Source organism: Flagellimonas olearia (genome assembly GCF_009184425.1).
GTDB lineage: Bacteria > Bacteroidota > Bacteroidia > Flavobacteriales > Flavobacteriaceae > Flagellimonas > Flagellimonas olearia.
In genome coordinates this window covers 1088082-1108508 of record NZ_WELG01000002.1, presented here as the reverse complement: position 1 = coordinate 1108508, position 20427 = coordinate 1088082, and the positions used below count along the sequence as shown (strand labels likewise).

General features: G+C 42.9%; 22 protein-coding genes and 1 pseudogene. 14 read left to right on the top strand and 9 right to left on the bottom strand.

Going from position 1 to position 20427, the window contains the following annotated elements; genetic code table 11:
- Positions 1-191: 191 nt before the first annotated feature.
- From F8C76_RS14395 to F8C76_RS14380, 4 genes are all read left to right on the top strand, one after another.
- Complete coding sequence (locus tag F8C76_RS14395; protein WP_249042423.1) at positions 192-560, top strand: hypothetical protein; 369 nt, start codon at positions 192-194, stop codon at positions 558-560.
- A gap of 183 nt (positions 561-743) precedes the next feature.
- Complete coding sequence (locus tag F8C76_RS14390; RefSeq protein WP_152132387.1) at positions 744-1541, top strand: MbnP family protein; 798 nt, start codon at positions 744-746, stop codon at positions 1539-1541.
- Between the two features lie 56 nt (positions 1542-1597).
- A complete protein-coding gene (locus F8C76_RS14385) occupies positions 1598-2644 on the top strand; it encodes a cytochrome-c peroxidase (protein ID WP_152132386.1) in 1047 nt (348 codons plus the stop codon).
- A 2-nt stretch (positions 2645-2646) separates the two neighbouring features.
- Positions 2647-3621 carry a transporter gene (locus F8C76_RS14380; protein ID WP_152132385.1) on the top strand — a complete coding sequence of 325 codons (975 nt, stop codon included), beginning with the start codon at positions 2647-2649 and terminating at the stop codon, positions 3619-3621.
- Positions 3622-3709: 88 nt separating this feature from the next.
- Here F8C76_RS14380 and F8C76_RS14375 read toward each other — a convergent pair whose 3' ends face one another.
- On the bottom strand, positions 3710-4084 hold the full coding sequence (locus F8C76_RS14375) for a Fur family transcriptional regulator (protein WP_152132384.1): 375 nt from the start codon (positions 4082-4084) through the stop codon (positions 3710-3712).
- A gap of 78 nt (positions 4085-4162) precedes the next feature.
- Between F8C76_RS14375 and F8C76_RS14370 the strand changes: the two genes are divergently transcribed.
- The 8 genes from F8C76_RS14370 (at position 4163) to F8C76_RS14335 (ending at position 11671) form a co-directional block, all read left to right on the top strand.
- On the top strand, positions 4163-5071 hold the full coding sequence (locus F8C76_RS14370) for an NAD(P)/FAD-dependent oxidoreductase (RefSeq protein WP_152132383.1): 909 nt from the start codon (positions 4163-4165) through the stop codon (positions 5069-5071).
- A 98-nt stretch (positions 5072-5169) separates the two neighbouring features.
- Positions 5170-5475: a hypothetical protein gene (locus tag F8C76_RS14365; RefSeq protein WP_152132382.1), complete on the top strand. Its 306-nt coding sequence runs from the start codon at positions 5170-5172 to the stop codon at positions 5473-5475.
- A 240-nt stretch (positions 5476-5715) separates the two neighbouring features.
- On the top strand, positions 5716-8067 hold the full coding sequence (locus tag F8C76_RS14360) for a TonB-dependent receptor (RefSeq protein ID WP_249042422.1): 2352 nt from the start codon (positions 5716-5718) through the stop codon (positions 8065-8067).
- A 36-nt stretch (positions 8068-8103) separates the two neighbouring features.
- The gene (locus F8C76_RS14355) at positions 8104-8883 is read left to right on the top strand and encodes a DUF4625 domain-containing protein (protein WP_152132381.1); all 780 of its coding nucleotides are present in this window, start codon (positions 8104-8106) and stop codon (positions 8881-8883) included.
- Between the two features lie 53 nt (positions 8884-8936).
- On the top strand, positions 8937-9416 hold the full coding sequence (locus F8C76_RS14350) for a DUF4625 domain-containing protein (protein WP_152132380.1): 480 nt from the start codon (positions 8937-8939) through the stop codon (positions 9414-9416).
- An 11-nt stretch (positions 9417-9427) separates the two neighbouring features.
- Positions 9428-10057: an ABC transporter ATP-binding protein gene (locus F8C76_RS14345; protein ID WP_152132379.1), complete on the top strand. Its 630-nt coding sequence runs from the start codon at positions 9428-9430 to the stop codon at positions 10055-10057.
- A complete protein-coding gene (locus F8C76_RS14340) occupies positions 10054-11241 on the top strand; it encodes an ABC transporter permease (protein WP_152132378.1) in 1188 nt (395 codons plus the stop codon). Before F8C76_RS14345 ends, F8C76_RS14340 begins: the two co-directional genes overlap by 4 nt.
- Complete coding sequence (locus F8C76_RS14335) at positions 11231-11671, top strand: hypothetical protein (protein ID WP_211372157.1); 441 nt, start codon at positions 11231-11233, stop codon at positions 11669-11671. The genes F8C76_RS14340 and F8C76_RS14335 overlap by 11 nt, the downstream gene beginning before the upstream one ends.
- Before the next feature lie 78 nt (positions 11672-11749).
- Here the strand turns inward: F8C76_RS14335 and F8C76_RS14330 are convergent, their stop codons facing one another.
- The 3 genes from F8C76_RS14330 to F8C76_RS14320 form a co-directional block, all read right to left on the bottom strand.
- Positions 11750-12898 (bottom strand): SGNH/GDSL hydrolase family protein, encoded by a 1149-nt coding sequence (locus F8C76_RS14330; protein WP_152132377.1) that lies wholly within the window; start codon positions 12896-12898, stop codon positions 11750-11752.
- An 87-nt stretch (positions 12899-12985) separates the two neighbouring features.
- The gene (locus F8C76_RS14325) at positions 12986-13681 is read right to left on the bottom strand and encodes an LrgB family protein (protein ID WP_152132376.1); all 696 of its coding nucleotides are present in this window, start codon (positions 13679-13681) and stop codon (positions 12986-12988) included.
- Positions 13678-14013: a CidA/LrgA family protein gene (locus F8C76_RS14320; RefSeq protein ID WP_152132375.1), complete on the bottom strand. Its 336-nt coding sequence runs from the start codon at positions 14011-14013 to the stop codon at positions 13678-13680. Before F8C76_RS14320 ends, F8C76_RS14325 begins: the two co-directional genes overlap by 4 nt.
- Before the next feature lie 273 nt (positions 14014-14286).
- Here F8C76_RS14320 and F8C76_RS19080 point away from each other — a divergent pair.
- Both F8C76_RS19080 and F8C76_RS14315 read left to right on the top strand, forming a co-directional pair.
- Positions 14287-14448, top strand: a pseudogene (locus F8C76_RS19080) (Arm DNA-binding domain-containing protein); the annotation flags it as partial.
- A 12-nt stretch (positions 14449-14460) separates the two neighbouring features.
- Positions 14461-15348, top strand: coding sequence for a tyrosine-type recombinase/integrase (locus F8C76_RS14315; protein WP_249042421.1), 888 nt, complete (start codon positions 14461-14463; stop codon positions 15346-15348).
- A gap of 36 nt (positions 15349-15384) precedes the next feature.
- On the opposite strand, the gene F8C76_RS14310 is transcribed toward F8C76_RS14315, so the two are convergent.
- The 5 genes from F8C76_RS14310 to F8C76_RS14290 form a co-directional block, all read right to left on the bottom strand.
- A complete protein-coding gene (locus F8C76_RS14310) occupies positions 15385-17562 on the bottom strand; it encodes a TonB-dependent receptor (protein ID WP_152132373.1) in 2178 nt (725 codons plus the stop codon).
- Between the two features lie 71 nt (positions 17563-17633).
- A complete protein-coding gene (locus F8C76_RS14305) occupies positions 17634-17963 on the bottom strand; it encodes a hypothetical protein (RefSeq protein ID WP_152132372.1) in 330 nt (109 codons plus the stop codon).
- A 169-nt stretch (positions 17964-18132) separates the two neighbouring features.
- On the bottom strand, positions 18133-18999 hold the full coding sequence (locus F8C76_RS14300; protein WP_152132371.1) for a sigma-70 family RNA polymerase sigma factor: 867 nt from the start codon (positions 18997-18999) through the stop codon (positions 18133-18135).
- 15 nt (positions 19000-19014) lie between these two features.
- Positions 19015-19749 (bottom strand): NYN domain-containing protein, encoded by a 735-nt coding sequence (locus tag F8C76_RS14295; RefSeq protein ID WP_152132370.1) that lies wholly within the window; start codon positions 19747-19749, stop codon positions 19015-19017.
- 4 nt (positions 19750-19753) lie between these two features.
- The gene (locus F8C76_RS14290) at positions 19754-19948 is read right to left on the bottom strand and encodes a small ribosomal subunit protein bS21 (RefSeq protein WP_152132369.1); all 195 of its coding nucleotides are present in this window, start codon (positions 19946-19948) and stop codon (positions 19754-19756) included.
- Positions 19949-20427 lie beyond the last annotated feature (479 nt).

Sequence of the window (20427 nt, the reverse complement as noted above, 5' to 3'; positions counted from 1 at the left end):
GTTATGTTGTATCTGGTCGATCATTTGTTGTGAAACTTGGGATATATGAGGAGAGTCTTTCAAAAAAGAAAATTCCTTTTCAAAAACAAATAAGCTTAAAATATTGATAATAAGATAATTATATTAAAAGCAATATTCTTATTGAAAAGATATTGAATCAGCTGTATCTTTGTATTTCAAGCGATTTTTTTTTGAAAAAACACGGGCTTCCCATATTTTTCACTCTGTTGTACCTAATGGCCATGATGCGCCCTGTACTGCCCGTTTTCGACTACCTTGTAAATCAGGATTATATCACTGAATACCTGTGTATCAATAAGGATAAACCCATGCTCAATTGTAATGGGAAGTGTTACTTGTCAAAGATGATTCAGGAAGAACAGAGCGAAAAGAAACAAAACCTTCCGGCCATAGACTTAAAAGAGTATCCCATAGGCTTTGTTGACATCCTTCTTTGTGATTTTTCAGATCAGACTTCCATTAAAAAGGCTTTACCATCCATGATAACCCGTGAACCCAACCCATATATCGGTTCTGTTTTTCATCCACCCAATGTTTGATTCCCATAATTAAGCTGGTTTCATATGATTTTCGTTTTGTTTTTTGAAAGCAAATAATCCTATGTCCAAAATCTAGTTTACCGCATAACAAGTGCGGAAACCTTTCATTTTTAAATCATTTTAACAGGAAACCCATACTTAATTGCCTTGGGTCTCCAATAACCTCATTTATTTGAATCAATCATGAAATCAATATATAATTTGGCAGTAATGCTAACCCTATCCGTATTTATAATCTCTTGCAGTAGCGATGACGATGCTACAGAACTGACCGGAAACGGGATGGTAAAAATAGAATTCGACAACAGCATGGCTGGGGACGACCTACTTTTAGGGTCTTCGTATACCAACTCGCAAAACGAGACCCTGACCATTAGCCGTCTCAACTACATTGTAAGCAATTTTAGGTTGACCGATGAGGACGGTACCGTATTTACCTACCCAAAAGACCAAGGGTATTTTATTACCAGTGAAGAAACTGGAACCACAGAAGTAGTCCTCATGGACGTGCCCGCCGGAAGGTACACCTCATTGGCCTTTGGCATTGGCGTGGACCAAGAAAAATACCTTCAAGGCGCTGAAGGACAAGGGGATTTATTGACCAAAGCGGAAAGCACCAACATGATGTGGTCCTGGCAAGCCGGTTATAAGTTCCTCAATTTTGAAGGAACCTTTACCTCATCTACGGTAGCAGATGCAACGGATTTTAAAATCCATATGGGAAGCCATGGCTCCAGCTTGGACAATTATAAGGAGACAACCCTAAGTCTTGGTACGGAAGCTTTGGTAAGTGAAGATATGACCCCGATCATCCATTTGGTTGCAAATGCCAGCAATATCCTTGATGGTGAGAACAAGATATCGCTTACGGAACAGGCTGTAATCATGGTCAGCGAGGAGAAATCCCCAAAAATAGCAGTGAATACCTCAAACATGTTCACTGTAGACCATGTACATAACGGAGACGGTAGTTCCCACTAACACATAGATGGGGCCGTCCCATTGGGGCGGCTCTCTATCTCTTAATCCATAGTGCGATGAAATATCTTTTTTGGATGCCCTTGCTATTTGCAATGGTGTCTTGCACCAATGATGATGGCGAATATATCGCTGTGGGGGAGAATGAATTGTTAACGGTAACTCTTCCGTCCAATTTTCCTCCCATGGCGTACAATGTATCGGAAAACCCACCTACCAAATATGGGTTCGAGCTGGGGAAAAAACTGTTTTACGATGGCAAACTATCTGCCAATGGCTTTATTTCCTGCGGTTTTTGTCATGAACAACGTTTTTCCTTTACCCATCATGGGCATCAGTTCAGTCATGGAATCGATGATCTTCAGGGTACCCGAAATACGCCATCCATAGCCAATATGGCCTTTTTCCAAGAGTTTGCCTGGGACGGGGCTACCAATCATCTGGACCTGTTTCCCATTATTCCCATTACCAATGAGGTGGAAATGGGTGAAACCATGACAAGTGTCCTTCAAAAATTACAGGCAGATAAAGTCTATCAAAAGGATTTTAATGCCGCTTTTGAAGAAGGAGGTGTGAACCACACCAATTTTTTAAAGGCTCTGGCCCAATTTATGGTCATGATGGTTTCCTATAATTCCAAATACGACAAGTATGTCCGGAATGAGGATGAGGTCTCCTTAACAGACCAAGAACTCCAAGGCTTGTCCATTTTTCAGGAAAAATGCGCAAGCTGCCACACCACGGATTTGTTTTCCGATGGCAGTTTCAGGAACAACGGCCTTCCTCCCAATCCCAACATAAATGATTTGGGCCGGGCAGAGGTCAGTGGCAGTCCTTCGGACAATTACAAGTTCAAGGTGCCCAGCCTACGCAACGTGGCCCTGACCGCACCCTATATGCACGATGGAAGGTTTGGAAGTCTGGAGTCTGTCCTGAACTTTTACCAAAATGGGGTGAAAGATTCGCCAACCCTGGACCCATTGCTCAAAAATGGGAATGCATTGGGCATTTCCCTGAACAATGATGAAAAGCTGGCCCTTATTGCATTCTTGGGCACGCTTACCGATGATGAATTTATTACTGATAAACGTTTTGCTGAATATTGAACATGAAAATTTATAGCATAGTACTCATCTTATTTTTAGGGACCTTATCCCTGAAGGGAAACGAAATCCCGACCAACCCTTGTTCCAAATTAAATTCGAAGGGCTTCCTCTTATACGACTTTTGCGACACCTGTGGTTGTAGTGGAAATGGGGGCAGCATGGGCTTTGGTACCGGTTTGAACAACAATTTCTTTGGGCTAAGGTATATAGGGCAACGTTACCAATCCAGAGATGGCATTTTCGCGAATTCCCCCTGGATTGATGAAAATTTCAATACCGTTCAATTATGGGCCCAAGTGCCCATTGGACAACGGTTTATGGTAAATGCCGTTCTACCGTACCAATTCCATACCCGTACATTTGCAGATGGCATAGAACAGAATATCAATGGTTTAGGAGATGCTACAGTCCTTGGTTTCTATCAGGTTCTACAACAAACCCCGGACAGTATTGTTTCCATAAAACCTGAACATACCCTACAATTGGGAGGTGGAATTAAAATGCCCACAGGAAAGTTTGATTCCGAAAACCTTGAGGGCAGCGTCAACCCTAGTTTTCAATTGGGTACAGGAAGTTGGGATTATCTTTTGGCCGCCAATTATGGCCTAAAGCACAGAAATTGGGGATTGTCCTTTATGGTGAATTACACTTTCAAGTCTGAAAATGACAAAGAGTATCGCTTTGGAAACCAGTTGAATTACACCCTTAACACTTTTAAGACCTATTATTTTGGTACTGATTTTGCCCTTACTCCCCAAATAGGTGTTGGTGGTGAACATTTCGAAAAAAATAAAGAGTTTGGTTTGGAGGTCAACGACACGGGTGGCTATGTCTTTTTTGGAAAGGCGGGTGTGGAACTCAACTATAAGACCTTGGCCCTTGGTGTGTCAAGTATGCTACCTTTGGCTCAGGACTTGAACAATGGAAAGGTCGAGGCCAAAAACAGATGGGCCATTTACGTCAATATCAACATATAATCAATTTCACTTGGTGAGCTTAAAAAGCCCTCTAGAATCTTTGGATTCTAGAGGGCTTTCTTTTTGAAAATTCACATGAAATCATAAGTCAAGAACAATCCTCACAAGTTCCGGTCAAAATACAGTTCACCTTCTCTACCTGATAGCCGATGGGCAGCGAAAAATGCACCTCTTCCTTTAAACACTCTATGGTTTTGCATGTGGTACATCTGAAATGAAAGTGATGTGTTGGCACTTGGTTTTCCCCACAGTTGATACAAAATGCAAAATACTGCTTCCCATCTTCGGCCACAATTCTATGCACAATGCCATCGTCACAGAAACTGTTCAGGACCCTATAGATGGTCGCACGGTTGATATCGATATCTATTTCCCTCTCAATGGCATCCTGGCTCATGGCCTTGCCTCTCCGGGACAACAAATCCAATACCGCTTCTTTGGTAGGTGTGCTTCTTCGCTTCATAATTTATTAATGCGATTATGTTGCAATAATAAAAAATGTTTCTAACTTTGGCAACCCAATCCCCCATAAAACCATAAAATGGAACAAAGTAGCGTTTTTGATGTGATCATTATCGGTGGCAGCTATGCCGGTTTATCAGCAGCCATGACCCTTGGTAGATCTTTAAAAAAAGTTTTGGTGATAGATTCGGGTGAACCTTGCAATAAACCCACGCCCCACTCCCATAACTTTCTCACCCAAGACGGAAAGACCCCTTCGGAAATCTCATCCCTTGCCCAACAACAGGTATCACAATACAATACTGTTCATTTTCATACGGATGTTGCCATTGATGGAAAAAAAACCACCGAAGGTTTTGAAATCAGCACACAATCCGGTAAAAAATTTGAGACCGAGAAGTTGATTTTTGCCACGGGCGTGAAGGACAATGTTCCCAATATCCCCGGATTTTCTGAATGTTGGGGAAAAACACTTATCCATTGCCCCTATTGCCATGGCTATGAATTTCATGGAAAAAAGACCGGTATATGGGCCCCTGCGGAAAAGGCCTTTCATCTAGCCGGGTTGGTCAACAATCTTACCAAGAACCTCACCATTATTACTTCCAATACAACTGATTTTGCCATGGAACAATTGGAAAAGCTTCAACAGCACACCATCAAAATTGAAGAAGGTGAAATCCATCACATTGAACATGAAAATGGAAACATTGCCCATGTGGTTTTTAAAGATGGGAAGATATTGCCATTTGATGCAATCTACGCCGGAATCCCCTTTGAACAATACTGTAAGATTCCAGAAACATTGGGTTGTGAAATCACAGAACAGGGATACATCAAAATAGATGGACTGCAAAAAACGACCGTTGATGGCATATATGCCTGCGGTGATAATACCTCCCCTATGCGTTCGGTGGCCAATGCCGTGCACCAAGGAAATTTTGCCGGAGCAGTAATCAATAAGGAGCTGACCGAGGAAAATTTTTGAACAAAAGCGTTCAGTTTTGTATCAATTACTTCAAAAAATCCCATATTAACATGGTGTACACAACAATAACAGAACTTTTTTAATAAGTTTGTGAGCGTATGAAAAAAAATCGTCTCATACATAGCATTACGTACTTTTTCCTCGCATTGTTCCTTACCACGGAGCTTGCAGGGTTGCACGTACTTTCGCATGATGACGATAAGGACTACCTAGACCATTGTGCCATATGCCACAATATTGCAGCGGACCATCAAGTACCTGCTGTACTTTCAGATTCACACGAACCCCTGACCAAAATTGTTGAATTTGTCCTTCAAAAGGAAATCGGCGTAGATTATGATGTACACATTCCATCCGGCACAAGCCTAAACCTTCCATTTTCGCGCCCCCCTCCCACAGCCTAATTTTCTTCCTTACATTTTTAATAAATATTGTACTGTTACCCTTTGGGTCAAACCCAATAGTTCCTACAATTTCAACAGAGATTTATTTGTAGCACATTGTATGGTACACGTACAGCCTTTTTAGGGCAACCTGTACAATTATTGCTTACACAAGATGTAATGGAACCTGGCCATTAAGCTCCTTGTCAGGAGCATATCCTACAATTTTATAGTATTTACATAATGCGCAACAAAATGCTCATGGCATGGCTATACATCGGTCTATGCCTTCAAGCATCTGCACAAGAACTCCATACCATAAATGGAGTTATTATAGATGCCCATACCCAAAGTCCAATTATTGGGGCCAACATCATAGGTGATAATTTATTTGCCGTTTCGTCCGATCGTGGTGAATTCAGTATTGAAAATGTCCCCCAAGGCCCAAAAAAATTTACAATAACCCATATAGGATACACCTCCCAACAGCTTACCCTGGAGGTCAATCCCAATATGGGCCGGGTAAACATTGAATTAGTGGCATCTGTCACCAACCTTGATGAGGTGGAACTTTACGGAAAGACCGAACACCGCAAAGCCCAAGAACTTTCCACCATTTCTGTTGGGGTGAACAAAGAATTTCTGGAGAAAAACCGGGAAAACAGCCTTATGCAGACCCTGCGGAAAATTCCCGGGGTCAGTACCATGACCATAGGTTCTGGACAGTCCAAGCCCACTATTAGGGGATTGGGGTTCAACAGGGTGAGTGTGGTGCAAAATGGCATAAAGCACGAAGCCCAGCAATGGGGCAACGACCATGGGTTGGAAATAGATCAATATGGGATAGACAACATCCAAATTATAAAAGGTCCGGCTTCCTTACTCTATGGTTCCGATGCCATAGCCGGTGTTGTGGACATTCAACCCCCAAACATTCCCTTACCAAATTCTTTTGGAGGAGAAGTAAATCTCTTGGGGGAAACCAACAATGATCTATTGGGAGTATCCGCAGGAATCCAAACCAGAAAACAAAACTGGTTCTACCGAGCCAGGCTCACTTACAGGGATTATGGGGATTATAAAGTACCCACCGATCGGATACGGTACGAAAGCTACATTTTTGAACTCCATGAAAACCATTTAAGAAATACTGCAGGAAGGGAGGCCAATGCCAGTTTCAGTATTGGATTTGCAAAAGATGACATCAAATCCGAGACCTTTTTCAGCAATGTCAATGCCAAAAACGGCTTTTTTGCCAACGCGCACGGATTGGAGGTAAGGACCTCAACCATTGATTATGATGGCTCCAATAGGGATGTAGACCTTCCCTTTCACAAAGTGAACCATTTTAAGGTCATCAACAATACCACCCTCTATAAAGGGAAACACACCCTGCACCTAGATCTGGGCTACCAAAACAACCAAAGGGAAGAGCATTCAGAGCCCGTACCCCATGGCTATATGCCCACTCCACCCAACAGCAGGGAAAGAATTTTTACCAAGAACACCTTTTCCATAAATGCCAAGGACACCTTTAGGCCCAATGCAAAACATGATGTGGTTTTTGGAATGGACGCCGAGCTTCAGAACAACAATATTGGCGGGTGGGGTTTCTTGATTCCGGAGTACGACCGGTATTCAGCAGGGGTCTTCGCCTATGACCATTTCAAAATCAACGAAAACTTCCATTTGCAAGCTGGCCTGCGGTACGATGCGGGTCTTGTGGAAACCAAGGCCTATTACGATTGGTTTACATCCACCATCAACAACCCAAATGGCACAACCTCCTATGCTCGCTTACAACGTGCACAGGACAAAAGCCTGAATTTTGGAAATCTCAGTGGTTCGGTGGGTATAAGCTACCTAAGCAAAAATACCACCTACAAAATCAATTTGGGGAAAAGTTTCCGGATGCCATTGGCCAACGAATTGGCTTCAGATGGGGTCAACTATCACATGTATCGCTACGAGCGGGGCAACATTGATCTAGATCCCGAGGAATCCTATCAAGTGGATTTGGCCATTGATCACTCCAACCAGTGGTTTACTCTGGGCATAAGTCCTTTTGTGAATTTATTTGACAACTTCATCTATCTGAACCCCACACCCAATTATTACGAGACCCTTCAAATCTATGAGTATACCCAAAGTAAGGTGTTCCGGTTTGGCGGTGAGGTCAAAGCAGGGTCCAACCTGACCGACGCCTTGCACTTGGAAGCTTCCTTGGAATACGTATATGCAAGACAGACCAGTGGTCCTAAAAAGGATTTCACCTTGCCTTTTTCCCCTCCCCTGTCCGGTCTGTTCTCAATCAATTATCAATTTAAGGGTGTCCTGTTTTTTCAACAGCCATTGATCACCATTGATTTTAGGGCAACGGCCGCGCAAAATGAAATTGTGCCCCCCGAAGAGCGAACGGAAGGGTATCAAGCGTTCAACCTGTCCGCCATGACCCAACTGCCTCTCTTTGGAAACGGCAAACCCATGCAAATGCGCGTCAAACTCAACAATGTGTTCAACACGGAGTATTACGACCACACCAGTTTTTACAGACTTATAGATGTACCCGAACCCGGTAGGAACCTATCGGTTTCGGCCACCATACCATTTTAATATAAATCAAATTAGTATAACCCAAAAACAAGTAGTATGAAAGCAAATTTTAAATCTTTAGCACTTATCATTTTTTTAGGCCTCGCCCTCTATTCCTGTAGCAGTGATGATGAAGGCACTCCACCCGTAGCTGCCCCTACAGTCTCCAATTTTGAATACGGGGAAGGCAGCTCGCATTCCACCGATCAAGTAGCCTACAAAGGGTCCGACATCCATTTGGAAGCAGAGATTACTGCAGAAGGCATTGTAAGCAGCATTTCCATTGACATCCATGCCCATGACCTGGAAGTGGGAGAGGGCGAAGTGGAATGGGATTATGAACAAACCTGGACAGATGCCAGTTATTTGGTCATAAACCCCACTTTCCATGAGCACATAGACATTCCTTCCAACATTCCGGCCGGGGAATACCATATTGTTTTGACGGTAACCGACGAGCTGGGCAACAGTACGGAAGCTGAAGGCCATGTACAAGTTTTGGACCCGATCACTATAAGTGATTTTGATATGGATGAAACCGTGGCCAGGGGAAGTGACTTTCACGTGGAATTTATGATTGGTGCCGTTCATGGAATCCATGAGGTAATGGTTGATGTACATGCCCATGGCCTAGAAGTTGGAGAAGGTGAAGTGGAATGGGATTTTGAAGGTGATTACTCAGAAGATTTCCACGAGCTGACCGAAGCAGAATTCCACAAGCATATTGATGTGCCGGTCACAGCGCCAGCCGGCGAATATCATATCATTTTCACCATTGAGGATGAAGATGGGAATACCTACGAGTATGAAACCCACATTGACGTAACCGAATCATAATCCTAATCGCCGCATGGCATGGCACCATACCATGCGGCTTTAATTTTTTCAAAATGAAACTGTTAGTAAAATTACTTTTGATCATCCTTCCCATCAGCTGGCTGATATCCTGTTCCAATGGTGACAGCTCATCTGTAGATGAGGAAAAACCCACCATTAGTATAAACTATAGTGAAGGGTTTCCACAGGCCTGCGAAGAAATCCAAAAAGGACAATCCTACACCTTCAAGGCCATGGTCACCGATAATATGGAACTGGCCGCATACAGCCTCAACATCCATCACAACTTTGACCATCACACCCATGACGACCAAGGGGCCCAATGTGAGTTGAGTCCTATAAAAAATGCGGTCAATCCCATGATATTTATGGAAAACCATTCCATTGAAAATGGTGGGACTTCCTATGAAATCAACCTCACCGTCGCCATTCCAAATGACATTGATATAGGAGATTATCATTGCGCCTTTTCGGTAACCGATGCCACAGGGTGGCAGAGCAGGACCTCCATAGATATCAAAATTGTGGACTAAAGTGTACTTCTATGATAAAAACAAGTGGGCTCATCTTTCAATACGATGAAAGGGACTTGGTTTTCAACTTTCCCGATATTTCATTGGGGCCAAATGAAAACCTTCTCATTTTAGGGAAATCCGGTGTTGGCAAAACTACTTTTTTACACTTGTTGGCCGGATTGCTTACCCCTTTGGAGGGCAAGGTTGAAATTGAAGGGATCTCCATCCATTCCCTTTCAAACAGGAAAATGGACCGCTTCAGGGGACAGAACATTGGTCTGGTATTCCAAAAAAACCATGCTATTCAGTCCTTGAACGTATTTGAAAATTTGAAGGCCAGATTGTTCTTCGCCAACAAGGCCATTTCAAACACCATCATCTCGGACCTATTGGAGCAATTGGACATCATTGACTGCCGATCTAAGAAAGTACGGGAACTGAGCGAGGGACAATTGCAACGGCTGGGTATTGCCATGTCGGTCATTCACCGTCCGCAACTGATCTTGGCAGATGAACCCACGTCAAGCCTTGATGATGATAATTGTGAGGCCGTAATGCAACTGCTTATAGATCAGGCAACAGCCAATAATGCCAATCTTATCGTAATCACACACGACGGGAGGATACAACCCCTGTTCCAAAATTCCTTGACACTATGAACGTTTGGAGCATCAGCATACGGAATTTTCGGCACAAGCCCTTATACACCTTTTTGAGCATTCTCATTCTGTCTGTAAGCATTGCCCTTCTTTTGGCAATCCAACAAATGGAAGCATCGTTCAAACAGCAATTGGAAAGCAATCTTGGAAACATAGATATGGTGGTTGGTGCCAAAGGAAGTCCATTACAGTTGGTACTTTCCTCAGTATTGCATATAGATAATCCCACAGGGAACATTTCCTATAAAGAGGCTCAAAAGCTATCCAAAAATCCTTTGGTAAAAATGGCCGTGCCCATTTCCTATGGTGACAATTATAAAGGGTATCGCATCGTGGGAACCACCAATAATTTTTCCATACTGTATAGCGCAACCATAGAGCTGGGAAGGGCCGTTCAAAAACCCATGGAAGTTGTCTTGGGAGCCGCAGTGGCAGAAAGGTTTGACCTACATATTGGGGATACATTCCTTAGTTCCCATGGATTGGCGGAAAAAAATGACCATGACCATGAAGAACCCTTGACCGTTGTGGGCATCTACAAACCCACCCATAAAATATTGGATCGGTTGATTGTGACCGACCTTAACACCATTTGGGATGTACACCATCATGAAGCTGCTCCCCATGATACCCATGAGAAAGAGATTACCTCTTTGTTGGTAACGTTCAGGAGTCCCATGGGCTTTTTGACACTTCCCAGAAACATCAATTCAAATACCACCATGCAAGCAGCCCTCCCAAAATATGAACTGGAGCGCTTGTACCAGTTTACCGGAGTGGGTGTAAAAACGGTAACATGGATTGCCTATATCATCCTCATCATTTCTTGTATCACCATATTTATAAGCTTGTACAGAATGGTAAGGGACCGCGCTTTTGACCTAGCCTTGATGCGCACCTACGGAGCCAATGTTCCGCAGTTGGTCAAAATGGTGGCCTATGAAGGGCTCTTGATCGTGGGCATTGCTTTTATCGTGGGCATATTGCTGTCCCAAATAGGGTTGCGCTTCATTTTTGAAATGATCATGGACCAATACAAGCAACGTGTACCTCTCTTGCTGAACTATAAAGAAATAGCACAAACCGGGGCATTGGCACTACTCATGGTATTATTGGCCATAGGCCTTGCCATATCCCCCATCATCAAAATGAACATATCCAAAATTCTGAGTCATGAAAAATAAAATTTGCATCGTAATGGCATCATTGGTCTTTTCTGCAACCCTACAAGCACAAAAGCAAATAGACTGGGACGACTTGGCCGAGGTTACTTTTTCCATAAAATATATCCCTTCTTTTGGGGCTGAATTTTTGGCGCCTACATTTTCAGACCATGTCCTGTCCTTGGATAATCAAGAAGTCTCCATTGTTGGGTATTTCATCAATATTTCTCCGGGTGAAAACGCCTATATTTTATCCAAAAACCCTATGGCTACCTGCTTTTTCTGTGGAGCGGCAGGACCCGAAACCGCCATTGAACTACAATTCGATTCCGCACAGTCCTTCAAGATGGATGCCGTGGTGAGCGTAACCGGCACACTAAAACTAAATCCTGACGATGTGGAGCACTTCAACTACATCATCACGGACTGTAAGGCCCAACCCATGAAATGAAATCATCCCAAAAAAGGGTAACCATGTGTTATACAGTCCAATTAATTCATTGGGGTTGCAAGAACTCTGGATAAGATATCATTCTGAAGTTTTCCCATCCACGGCAATTTTTTCGGTAATACTATTACCAACAGCCACAGCATATTTTACCATGCCGTGGTCATTGGGGTGGGTGCCATCGACAAAACTATCCTCACCCAAACCCATTTCGGCCTTTTCTAGAAGGTATATGGACTTCACTTTTTGGGCTATCAACTGGGCATAGGCATTTTGGGTGGCTATGTTCAGTGCTTCATATACTTTCTTCCGCTGGGGCTGCATTTCTCCATCGGAATAGCCCGCATGTTCTACCAACAATATAGGCACATTGGGTTGTTTGTCCCTTAAATCCTGAACAGCCTTAAGAATACGCTTCTCTGCTTCTTGGGCACCAAGACTTCCTTCCAAGGTAAAGTTCGCCATACAATCCAACACAAAAAGGGAAGCTTGGTTTTGGGCCATAAAATCAATGATTTCCGGTTCCAGTCTCCCGTTTCCTGAAAAACCGAGGTTTCGTATGGGTTGGCCCAGCTGTCTGCCCAAGATTGCAGGCCATGCCATTCCGGCACGCGATGCGCACCCTCCCTGAACAATGGAAGTGCCATACACCACTATGGGCTTTTGGTCCGTAATCGTTTTTACATCCTCAAAAACCGAGGTTTCCGGCACCCCTATTTTTAGCCACTCCAGTGTGTTGTACAATGGCAAATAAAGCCGATAGGTTTTGATTGTTTTACGATTTTCCGGCTTAATGCCATTATAACGATAGGTAATTGTGTCCTTAAAGCTATAGGCGCCCCTCACCCACTGCCAATTTTTATCTTCATCAAATGCATACAAATCCACACCACTTACCCCTGTTGCAGGCATATGTTGAAATGCATGCGGGTTCTCCACTCCATACTGAACCTCAATATCGCCGGCATCGGTCTTGAATTCAAGGTAAAGGCCGGCCGAATTTCGCGACAATCGCCATACCTGCTCCCTAACTTTTTCCTTCATACTAGCTGGAAAGCGTTGAAAGGGCTCAGTATCCAACGTATCCAGTTTTCCCGCCACAAACATTGTAGAGGCATCATGCCAAACCATCTTTTCGTTTTGTTGCCCGATTCCCGTTGTTGAAATCAATCCGAACCACCCCATTAAAAGGAGATAGCCCAAGTTTCTTCCCTTATACTTTTTCTTCATGCTCTATATATCTTTAGTTATATTGGTTCATCCAACCCTTGAAATGTGTTCATCAAGTTAGCCAAAAACATCCATATGGAATCTTGATCACCCCATCCACCATTCGATGATAAACGGAGTTGTTATGGCCGTCACTAGCCCGTTTACACAAAGTGCCAAACCACTATATACTCCAGCCAGTTTACTTTCTTCCAATGCCCTTGCCGTACCTATGCCATGGGATGCCGTACCCAAGGCGGTCCCAATGGCCGTTTTGCTGGTAATGCCCAAAAGTTTAAGGATATGGATTCCAAAAGCATTGCCAAAAATCCCAACAGCAATGACCACTCCTGCCGTTATGGAGGGTACGCCCCCAACCGATTTGGCCACTTCAATGGCTATGGGTGTGGTAACCGATTTTGGGGCCAAGGACCTGATCAATATCTCAGGCGCCTTAAAGGCCAATAATATAAAAATCAAGCTCAGTATACTGCTCACTCCCCCAACAAACACAGAGATGCAAAAAGGCATCAGGTTGGATTTGATCTCATCCAATTTTTCATAAAACAAAACCCCAAGTGCCACTACTGAAGGCCCTAAAAAGAAACTGAGAAATTTTCCGCCATTGTCATAGGTTTCAAAATCAATATCAAATAGGGACAGGAACAGGATAAGTACCAAAATAGTCACCAGAATTGGGGTGGTCACGGCCCATCCCAATCTTTTGTGTAGGCGTTGGGCCATAAAAAACACGGCCAAGGTCAAAAATACCCAAACCACGGGCAAGGCGATAAAGGCTTTCATTTTTTCTCGAGTTTTTCCTGAAGGAATGCGGTTAGGTACAATGTTAGTATGGTACTTCCCAAAACAGCCAACCCAATGGAGAGCCAATGTTCCTTTATGGTCTCAAAATGCACCATGAGTCCCACCCCATACGGCACAAAAAAGAGGACCAGATATTTCAGCAGTTTGTCTGAGGCCGGTTTCACCATGTCCAATGGGATTACCTTGAATTTCAAGGCCAGAAAGATCAGCACCATCCCTATGATGTTTCCGGCTATGGGAATCTTGAAAACATAGGTGACAAACTCACCTACCACCAAAAAAAGAAAGATGACACTTAAGGATTTTAGCATTTGGCATTTGGTTTTAGAATTGAAAATTAAGGTTTCATGGGGTAATCCTCAACACCAAAGACAAAACTTTGTGGTACAGCACAAAAAAATCCCTGCAAACTCAATGTTTACAGGGACTCTTTGTACCTTGGGTGGGAATCGAACCTACAATTTTCCTTGATGCCAAATGAGTATAAATAACTGTATATCAAATATTTAAAAAATATTTTTGTTTGCTGATTTTCGCTTCATTTCGTATTTTTGGACAAAAACCGTCACTTTTACGTCACTTTTATGTCCGTACAACTTCGAAGCAGAACTTTAAAATCAGGAGAAAAAAGTCTCTATTTGGATATTCATCATAACGGTGAAAGATGGAGGGAATTTCTCAAAATAAAACTCTCCCCAAAAGATCAATCCAAAATTGAAAAGAAAAGGGTTGCGGAAAGAATTCGAGCCAATAGGGAATTGGAACTTTTATCAGATGAAACTGGACATGTTCCCCAGCATCTAAAAAAGTTGAATTTCTTTGTTTTTGCTGAAAACTATATTAAAAACTACAAAAACAAGGATGTTCGTATCATTACCAGTTCCATTGAAAAGTTTAAACTGGCCGTCAATAACCCTAGGTTGACGATTTCCTCAATAAATCCAAAAATAATGTCCAGCTTCAAAGATTATTTAATCCATGATGCAGGGCTTACCGGGGAAACTGCCCACAACTATTTTACTAGGTTCAAAAAGATATTGAAAGCGGCCAAAATTGAAGGTTATTTAAAAGAAATGCCAACAGTTGACATTCGCTTCTCCAATCCAAATAAAGACGATACTTTAAAAAAGCAAGTGTTGGATATGGATGAATTACAAAAATTGGCTAATACCAGATGCGGAAATAATGAAATAAAAAGAGCCTTTTTGTTTGCTTGTTACACATCACTTGGTCTTGCTGAAATTAGAAAGCTCAAATGGAAGAATATCAACAAAGGTCGATTGATCACCAATAGAAATAAGACTGGAGAACTGATAAACAACCGTCTTGGTCAGACAGCAAACAATATTCTTGGCAAGCCTAAAGACAATGAAGATTTTATTTTCAACATACAGTCCCTTAGTGATAATGGGGCCAACAAAGCCATACGATATTGGGTAAAACGAGCTAAAATTGACAAACACATTACCTTTTATTGTGCCAGACATACTTTTGCCTGCCAATTGCTAATAAATGGTGCCAACCTCAAAACTGTTGCTGATGCCATGGGCCATAGCTCCACTAAAAGTACACTTAAGTACCTTAATCATATCCAAAGATTACAAGATGAGGCTATTGATAAGCTACCAACATTGCAGATTACTTAAATTCTATCACAATTCTTGATTAATTTTAGGAAAACCTTATATTCTAATCTTGAATCCCCCATTGACAACAAAACCATCAACAGGCGCATAGATATCCAAAAACTGTGGGTCGCTCAGATTTCCTGAATAGATTGAACCGAACCTGGTTTGTCGAGTATCCAAAAAATTCTCAAAGTTGAGAAAGACCGAAACATGCTCCCCGAGCTTTTTCTCGCTCATCAGGCCCACAATCCAATAGGACTGCCCAGTTTCCCCGTTGCCCAATTGTTGCGGACTGTAATAATAGGCTTCAAGGCCCACCCAAAGATTGTCTTCCTTTTCAAACATCAAAACATTGTTCAACCGGTGCTTGGCGACCAATGGAAAATCCTTCTCTTCTCCATTTTCATGCCGTTTGACATTGGCATGGGTATAGCCTGTAAAGAGCTTGAAATCCCCATATCTTATTTTCAGGTTGACCTCTGCACCACGGGTGTCCACATAGCCTCCATCTTGTTGGAATTCATAGAACCCATTATCATTGGCCATCAAAACCATAGGGTCATCAATCTTTGTATAAAACAGTAGCGTATTGATGGACATCGTCATCCCTGGCAAGGGAACCCACTTATAATTGACGTCGAAATTGCCGCCCAGGGAACGCTCGAGGTCGGTCTTATCGGTATCGATGGGCAGAACGTTCCTGAACTGTAACCGCTCCGCATCCTCGGTGAACACCGTTGGAGTCTTGTACCCCATGCCACCACCCAATCGAAAGGTCAAAGCACTGGTGGGTTCATAGAGCACCGACAATCTAGGAAGGACCATAGCTCCGTAATCAGAATGGAAATCGGCCCGAAGTCCAGTCTCCAGTGACAACGTTTCATCAATGGGCCAAACATTTTGGGCGAACAATCCAAAATTCTGGTAGGATTGGTCCAAGGCCTCTGTCTGATCTTCTCGGGTATCGTTGAAAAATTCCGTCCACAGATTCGCCCCGAAGACCCATTCCACATCATCTTCCAAATTGGTTGAAAAATTAAGTTCACTAAAGGAGGAACGTTGATAGCCCGAAAAGGTGAAGTCCGGAATCTGGATGGTACGGTCATAAAAACTTAAACTGTTCTTGAGCTCGAATCGGTTACGGTCATTAAAGGCATGTTTGAAGCCCAATTGGGTAGATACCCGTTGGGTTTCGTTGGACTCAAAGTAGGGATTGGTCACAGCATCGCCTTTCACAAAATCCATGTTGCCCCCGAGGCGGTCCTCCCAAATGGCATTGATGCCCAACAGGAGTTCCGTAGCTTCCCCGGGATAGAAGTACAATTTGGGGTTCAGGGTAAAGCGGTCGAACTCGGGAATGGCCGTCAACCCGATATCCGCAGGATCATAAGGTGTCCCCAGATTATAGGAGGCGAACACCGTTGTACCCACTTTGTCGAACTTTTGGGAATAAAACCCACTGAGGTCCAGACCAAGGGCAGAAGTGCCATTGGCCATAAAACTGAGCTCGGGTTCATCTACAGGGGTCTTGGAAATCAAATTGACCAGACCGGCTATGGCCCCACCCCCGTACAAAGTGGAACTGGACCCCTTGATGACCTCCACCTGTTTCAAGTCCAAGGGAGCGATCTGCATGAGGCTGAGCCCACTGGCAAATCCAGAATACAGTGGGAACCCGTCCCTGAGGAGCTGGGTATACTTCCCGTCCAGCCCTTGGATACGGATACTGGAATTGTAACTGGTGGCCGAGGTCTGTTGGGTACGGATGCCGGTACTCTCATTGAGCAGCATCCTGATGTCCCCGGGCTTCATGTTACCCTTTTCCGAGAGTTCTTCCCCCGCGATGACCTCGACCCGGGTAGGGATGTCCTCGATGGTTCGGCCGCTCCTGGTGGAGACAAGTGTTACCTCTTCCATCTCTTCCGTCTGGGGCATCAGTGTAAAGATCTGTCCTTGAACTTTTTCGTCCAAGGGAAAGTTAAGGTTGCGCTCCACAGTGGTATACCCAATATAGCTCAGCTTAAGCTGGAAGGTCCCATTTGGGATATCCTCCATATGTATTCTTCCAATCTCATCAGATATGGCCCCTTTATTCAGGGAGACCAATACCGCGGTGACCCCAATGAGAGGTTCACCATTAAGGGAATCCTTGACCACAAGATCAAGACTGTTCTGCGCATGAATTGAAACCATCCCCAAAAGGGATAGTATAAAAATTACTTTTACTTTCATATTACGATTTTTGAAGTAGGTTGAATCCAGGCCAAAAGGAATTGACCTAGAACATTTAAAATGAGAATTGACTATACTTCAATTGTACGCGGAGGTTTCAGGGAATGGAAATATACTTCCTTGGGCAGGAGTTCAATATAGGGAATGGGCAAGGTTTGCGGCTCAGGATCCAGGGAAACGAGTTCCAAGGTCTCATACGAAATGGTGAAACCAGGGCACCTGCCACAAGTATAGAAAGGGGAACATGGGGTGTCCTTGCCATGCGGGGTTTCTTGTCCGCCATCATCGCCACAATGATCCACAACAGTCGAAATCCCAGAACAGGAACCGGCCTCCTCGCAACATGGGTATGATGAAAGGAGAACTGTAAACAAGGATAATGACACTGCCAAAAATTTCATGCTTCAAAAGTATAAAAAACAACCCAATGTAATTTCAAGCCTTGGGTGGTAGGTAAAATTTTAAGCATCGTGAGTTGCCAGCACCTCGATCTTTCCAACTATAATTCAAGACTTGAAAATAAATATAAAGGAACGTAAACTGTTACTTGTTTTTTCTTTTAGACACAATCTATTCCAAATACTGCTTCAAAATTTCAATTTTAGAGGAGCTCTTTAACCTGGCCAAGGCATTTACTTTTATTTGCCTGACCCTTTCTTTTGTAAGATCTAAATTAAAAGCAATTTCTTCCAATCCCATGGAATCTTCTGCTCCTATCCCAAAATACATCTTAATCACAAAAGCTTCGCGATAAGATAAAATATCCAAAATACCATCAATTTCCAATTGTAACGAACTATTGATCAACTTCTGTTCTGGGCTGTCAAACCCATCGGAACGTATTACGTCATGTAAGTTTAGTCCTCCATCCCCAATCCCCAATGGTTCATCCATTGAAAGGGGCCAGGAAGAATGTTTTAGGCATATTTGGATCTCTGATAGCGAGAAATCAATCATTTCAGATATTTCATCCGCTGTTGGTGGTCTTTGATGCGTTTGTTCGAAATGGGAAGAGACGTTGTTTATCTTGTTGATCACATTTATTTTGTTCAAGGGCAATCTGACCATCCTCGATTTTTCTGTCAGTGCCTGTATTATACCTTGTCGGATCCACCATACCGCATAAGAAATGAACTTGAATCCACGAGTTTCATCAAATTTGGCAGCTGCTTTGACCAACCCAACATTGCCTTCATTAATGAGATCATGCAAATTGAGTCCCCGCGACTGATACTGTTTTGCCACAGAAACGACAAATCGCAAATTGGAAGACACCAATTTTTCCAGAGCATTGTTATCTCCCTGTCTTATGCGAACTGCCAATTCCACCTCTTCCTCATCAGTAATCATAGGAATACGGCTTATATCACTAAGATATTTGTTCAAGGAGTGTGTATCCCTTGCTGTAATTTGTTTTGATATTGAAAGAGGTCTCATAGGTTTTGTTCTTCATTAAGTCATCGTCCTTACATAAATCAAGTTCCCATTGCCTTTTGGATTCTTCCTGGACCCTATTTCGATTTGACCGATGGATTTGACCAAAGGTGTAAGTTTTCGGAACCCATAGTTTCTTGCATCAAAATTGGGTTGTTTCTTTTGCAACAATGCGCCTACCTCACCCAAGAACGCCCAACCTTCCTCATCTTCCACATCGGCAATGGTGGAAAGTATAAGATCAATAACCTTTGGGGTGATTTTATCAATCTTGTTTTTATCACTTTTCTCAGGAGTATTGGATTCCCCAACATGGGTCTTATGAAGTATTTCGAGATATATGAACTTGTCGCATGAAACGATAAAGGGGTCTGGGGTCTTTCGCTCTCCAATACCAAAAACGGTCATCCCCGCCTCTCTTAGCCGTATGGCCAGACGTGTAAAATCACTGTCACTGGAGACCAGAGAAAAACCATTCACCTTACCGGAATACAGTATATCCATCGCATCAATGATCATGGCACTGTCCGTTGAATTCTTACCGGTGGTATACCCATATTGTTGCACAGGGGTAATGGCATTTTTTAGTAGGACATCCTTCCATTTCGCCAAACTTGGCTTTGTCCAATCACCATAAATCCTCTTAATGCTTGGATTGCCATATTTGGCAATCTCTTCCAACATTTCCTTCACATATTTGGAAGGGATATTGTCACCGTCTATTAAGACGGCTAGGTTTAAATCTTTGTCCATAAAATCACTCCTCATTCTTTTTTAAATATTCCTTTCTATGGATTGCCTTTTTCAGGCCCTCCCTTCTCTCCTCGGATTTTTTGGTAAACTCCTGATTGTCCCTGATACGTTTCAACTGTTGGGTGTTCCTCACCTTGTTCCTATACCTTTTTAAGGCCCTTTCTATGTTCTCGCCAGGAACTATCTTAATTATCAGCATATTTTATTGTCATTACTTATTATTTAAATCCTGCCATTAAGGGCTAATATTTACACATTGAACTCTTTTTCAGGGATATGTCGGATTCCCTGGCATATACAAAATTTTGGACTTTGACCTGTTTGGTCTGGTCTTAAAAATGTGAATATTGGTTCAAGCAAAAAATAACTAAGAGGTGGCCCTTTGTGAATTGTAAATGGGAAAAGGGGAGGGCTATCTTTTTATTTAAGGATTGGAGCAATCATCGTCCATAACCCGTGATGCGCTGTAAAGGAAAGGATTTAAATTGGAACTAAACCCGTTTGCCCAGTTTATTTTATGATAAGGAATGGTTCTACTTTCATAGTGCACGATCGTTTTTTCGATGCTAATTGCCTTTGAAATGGCAATTCAACCTTTCAATAGTTTCGTTTCCTAAAATACTTGTTTTCAACAATTAACACATTATTGGGGAATACTGCCCAGATAAATGGTAAGTT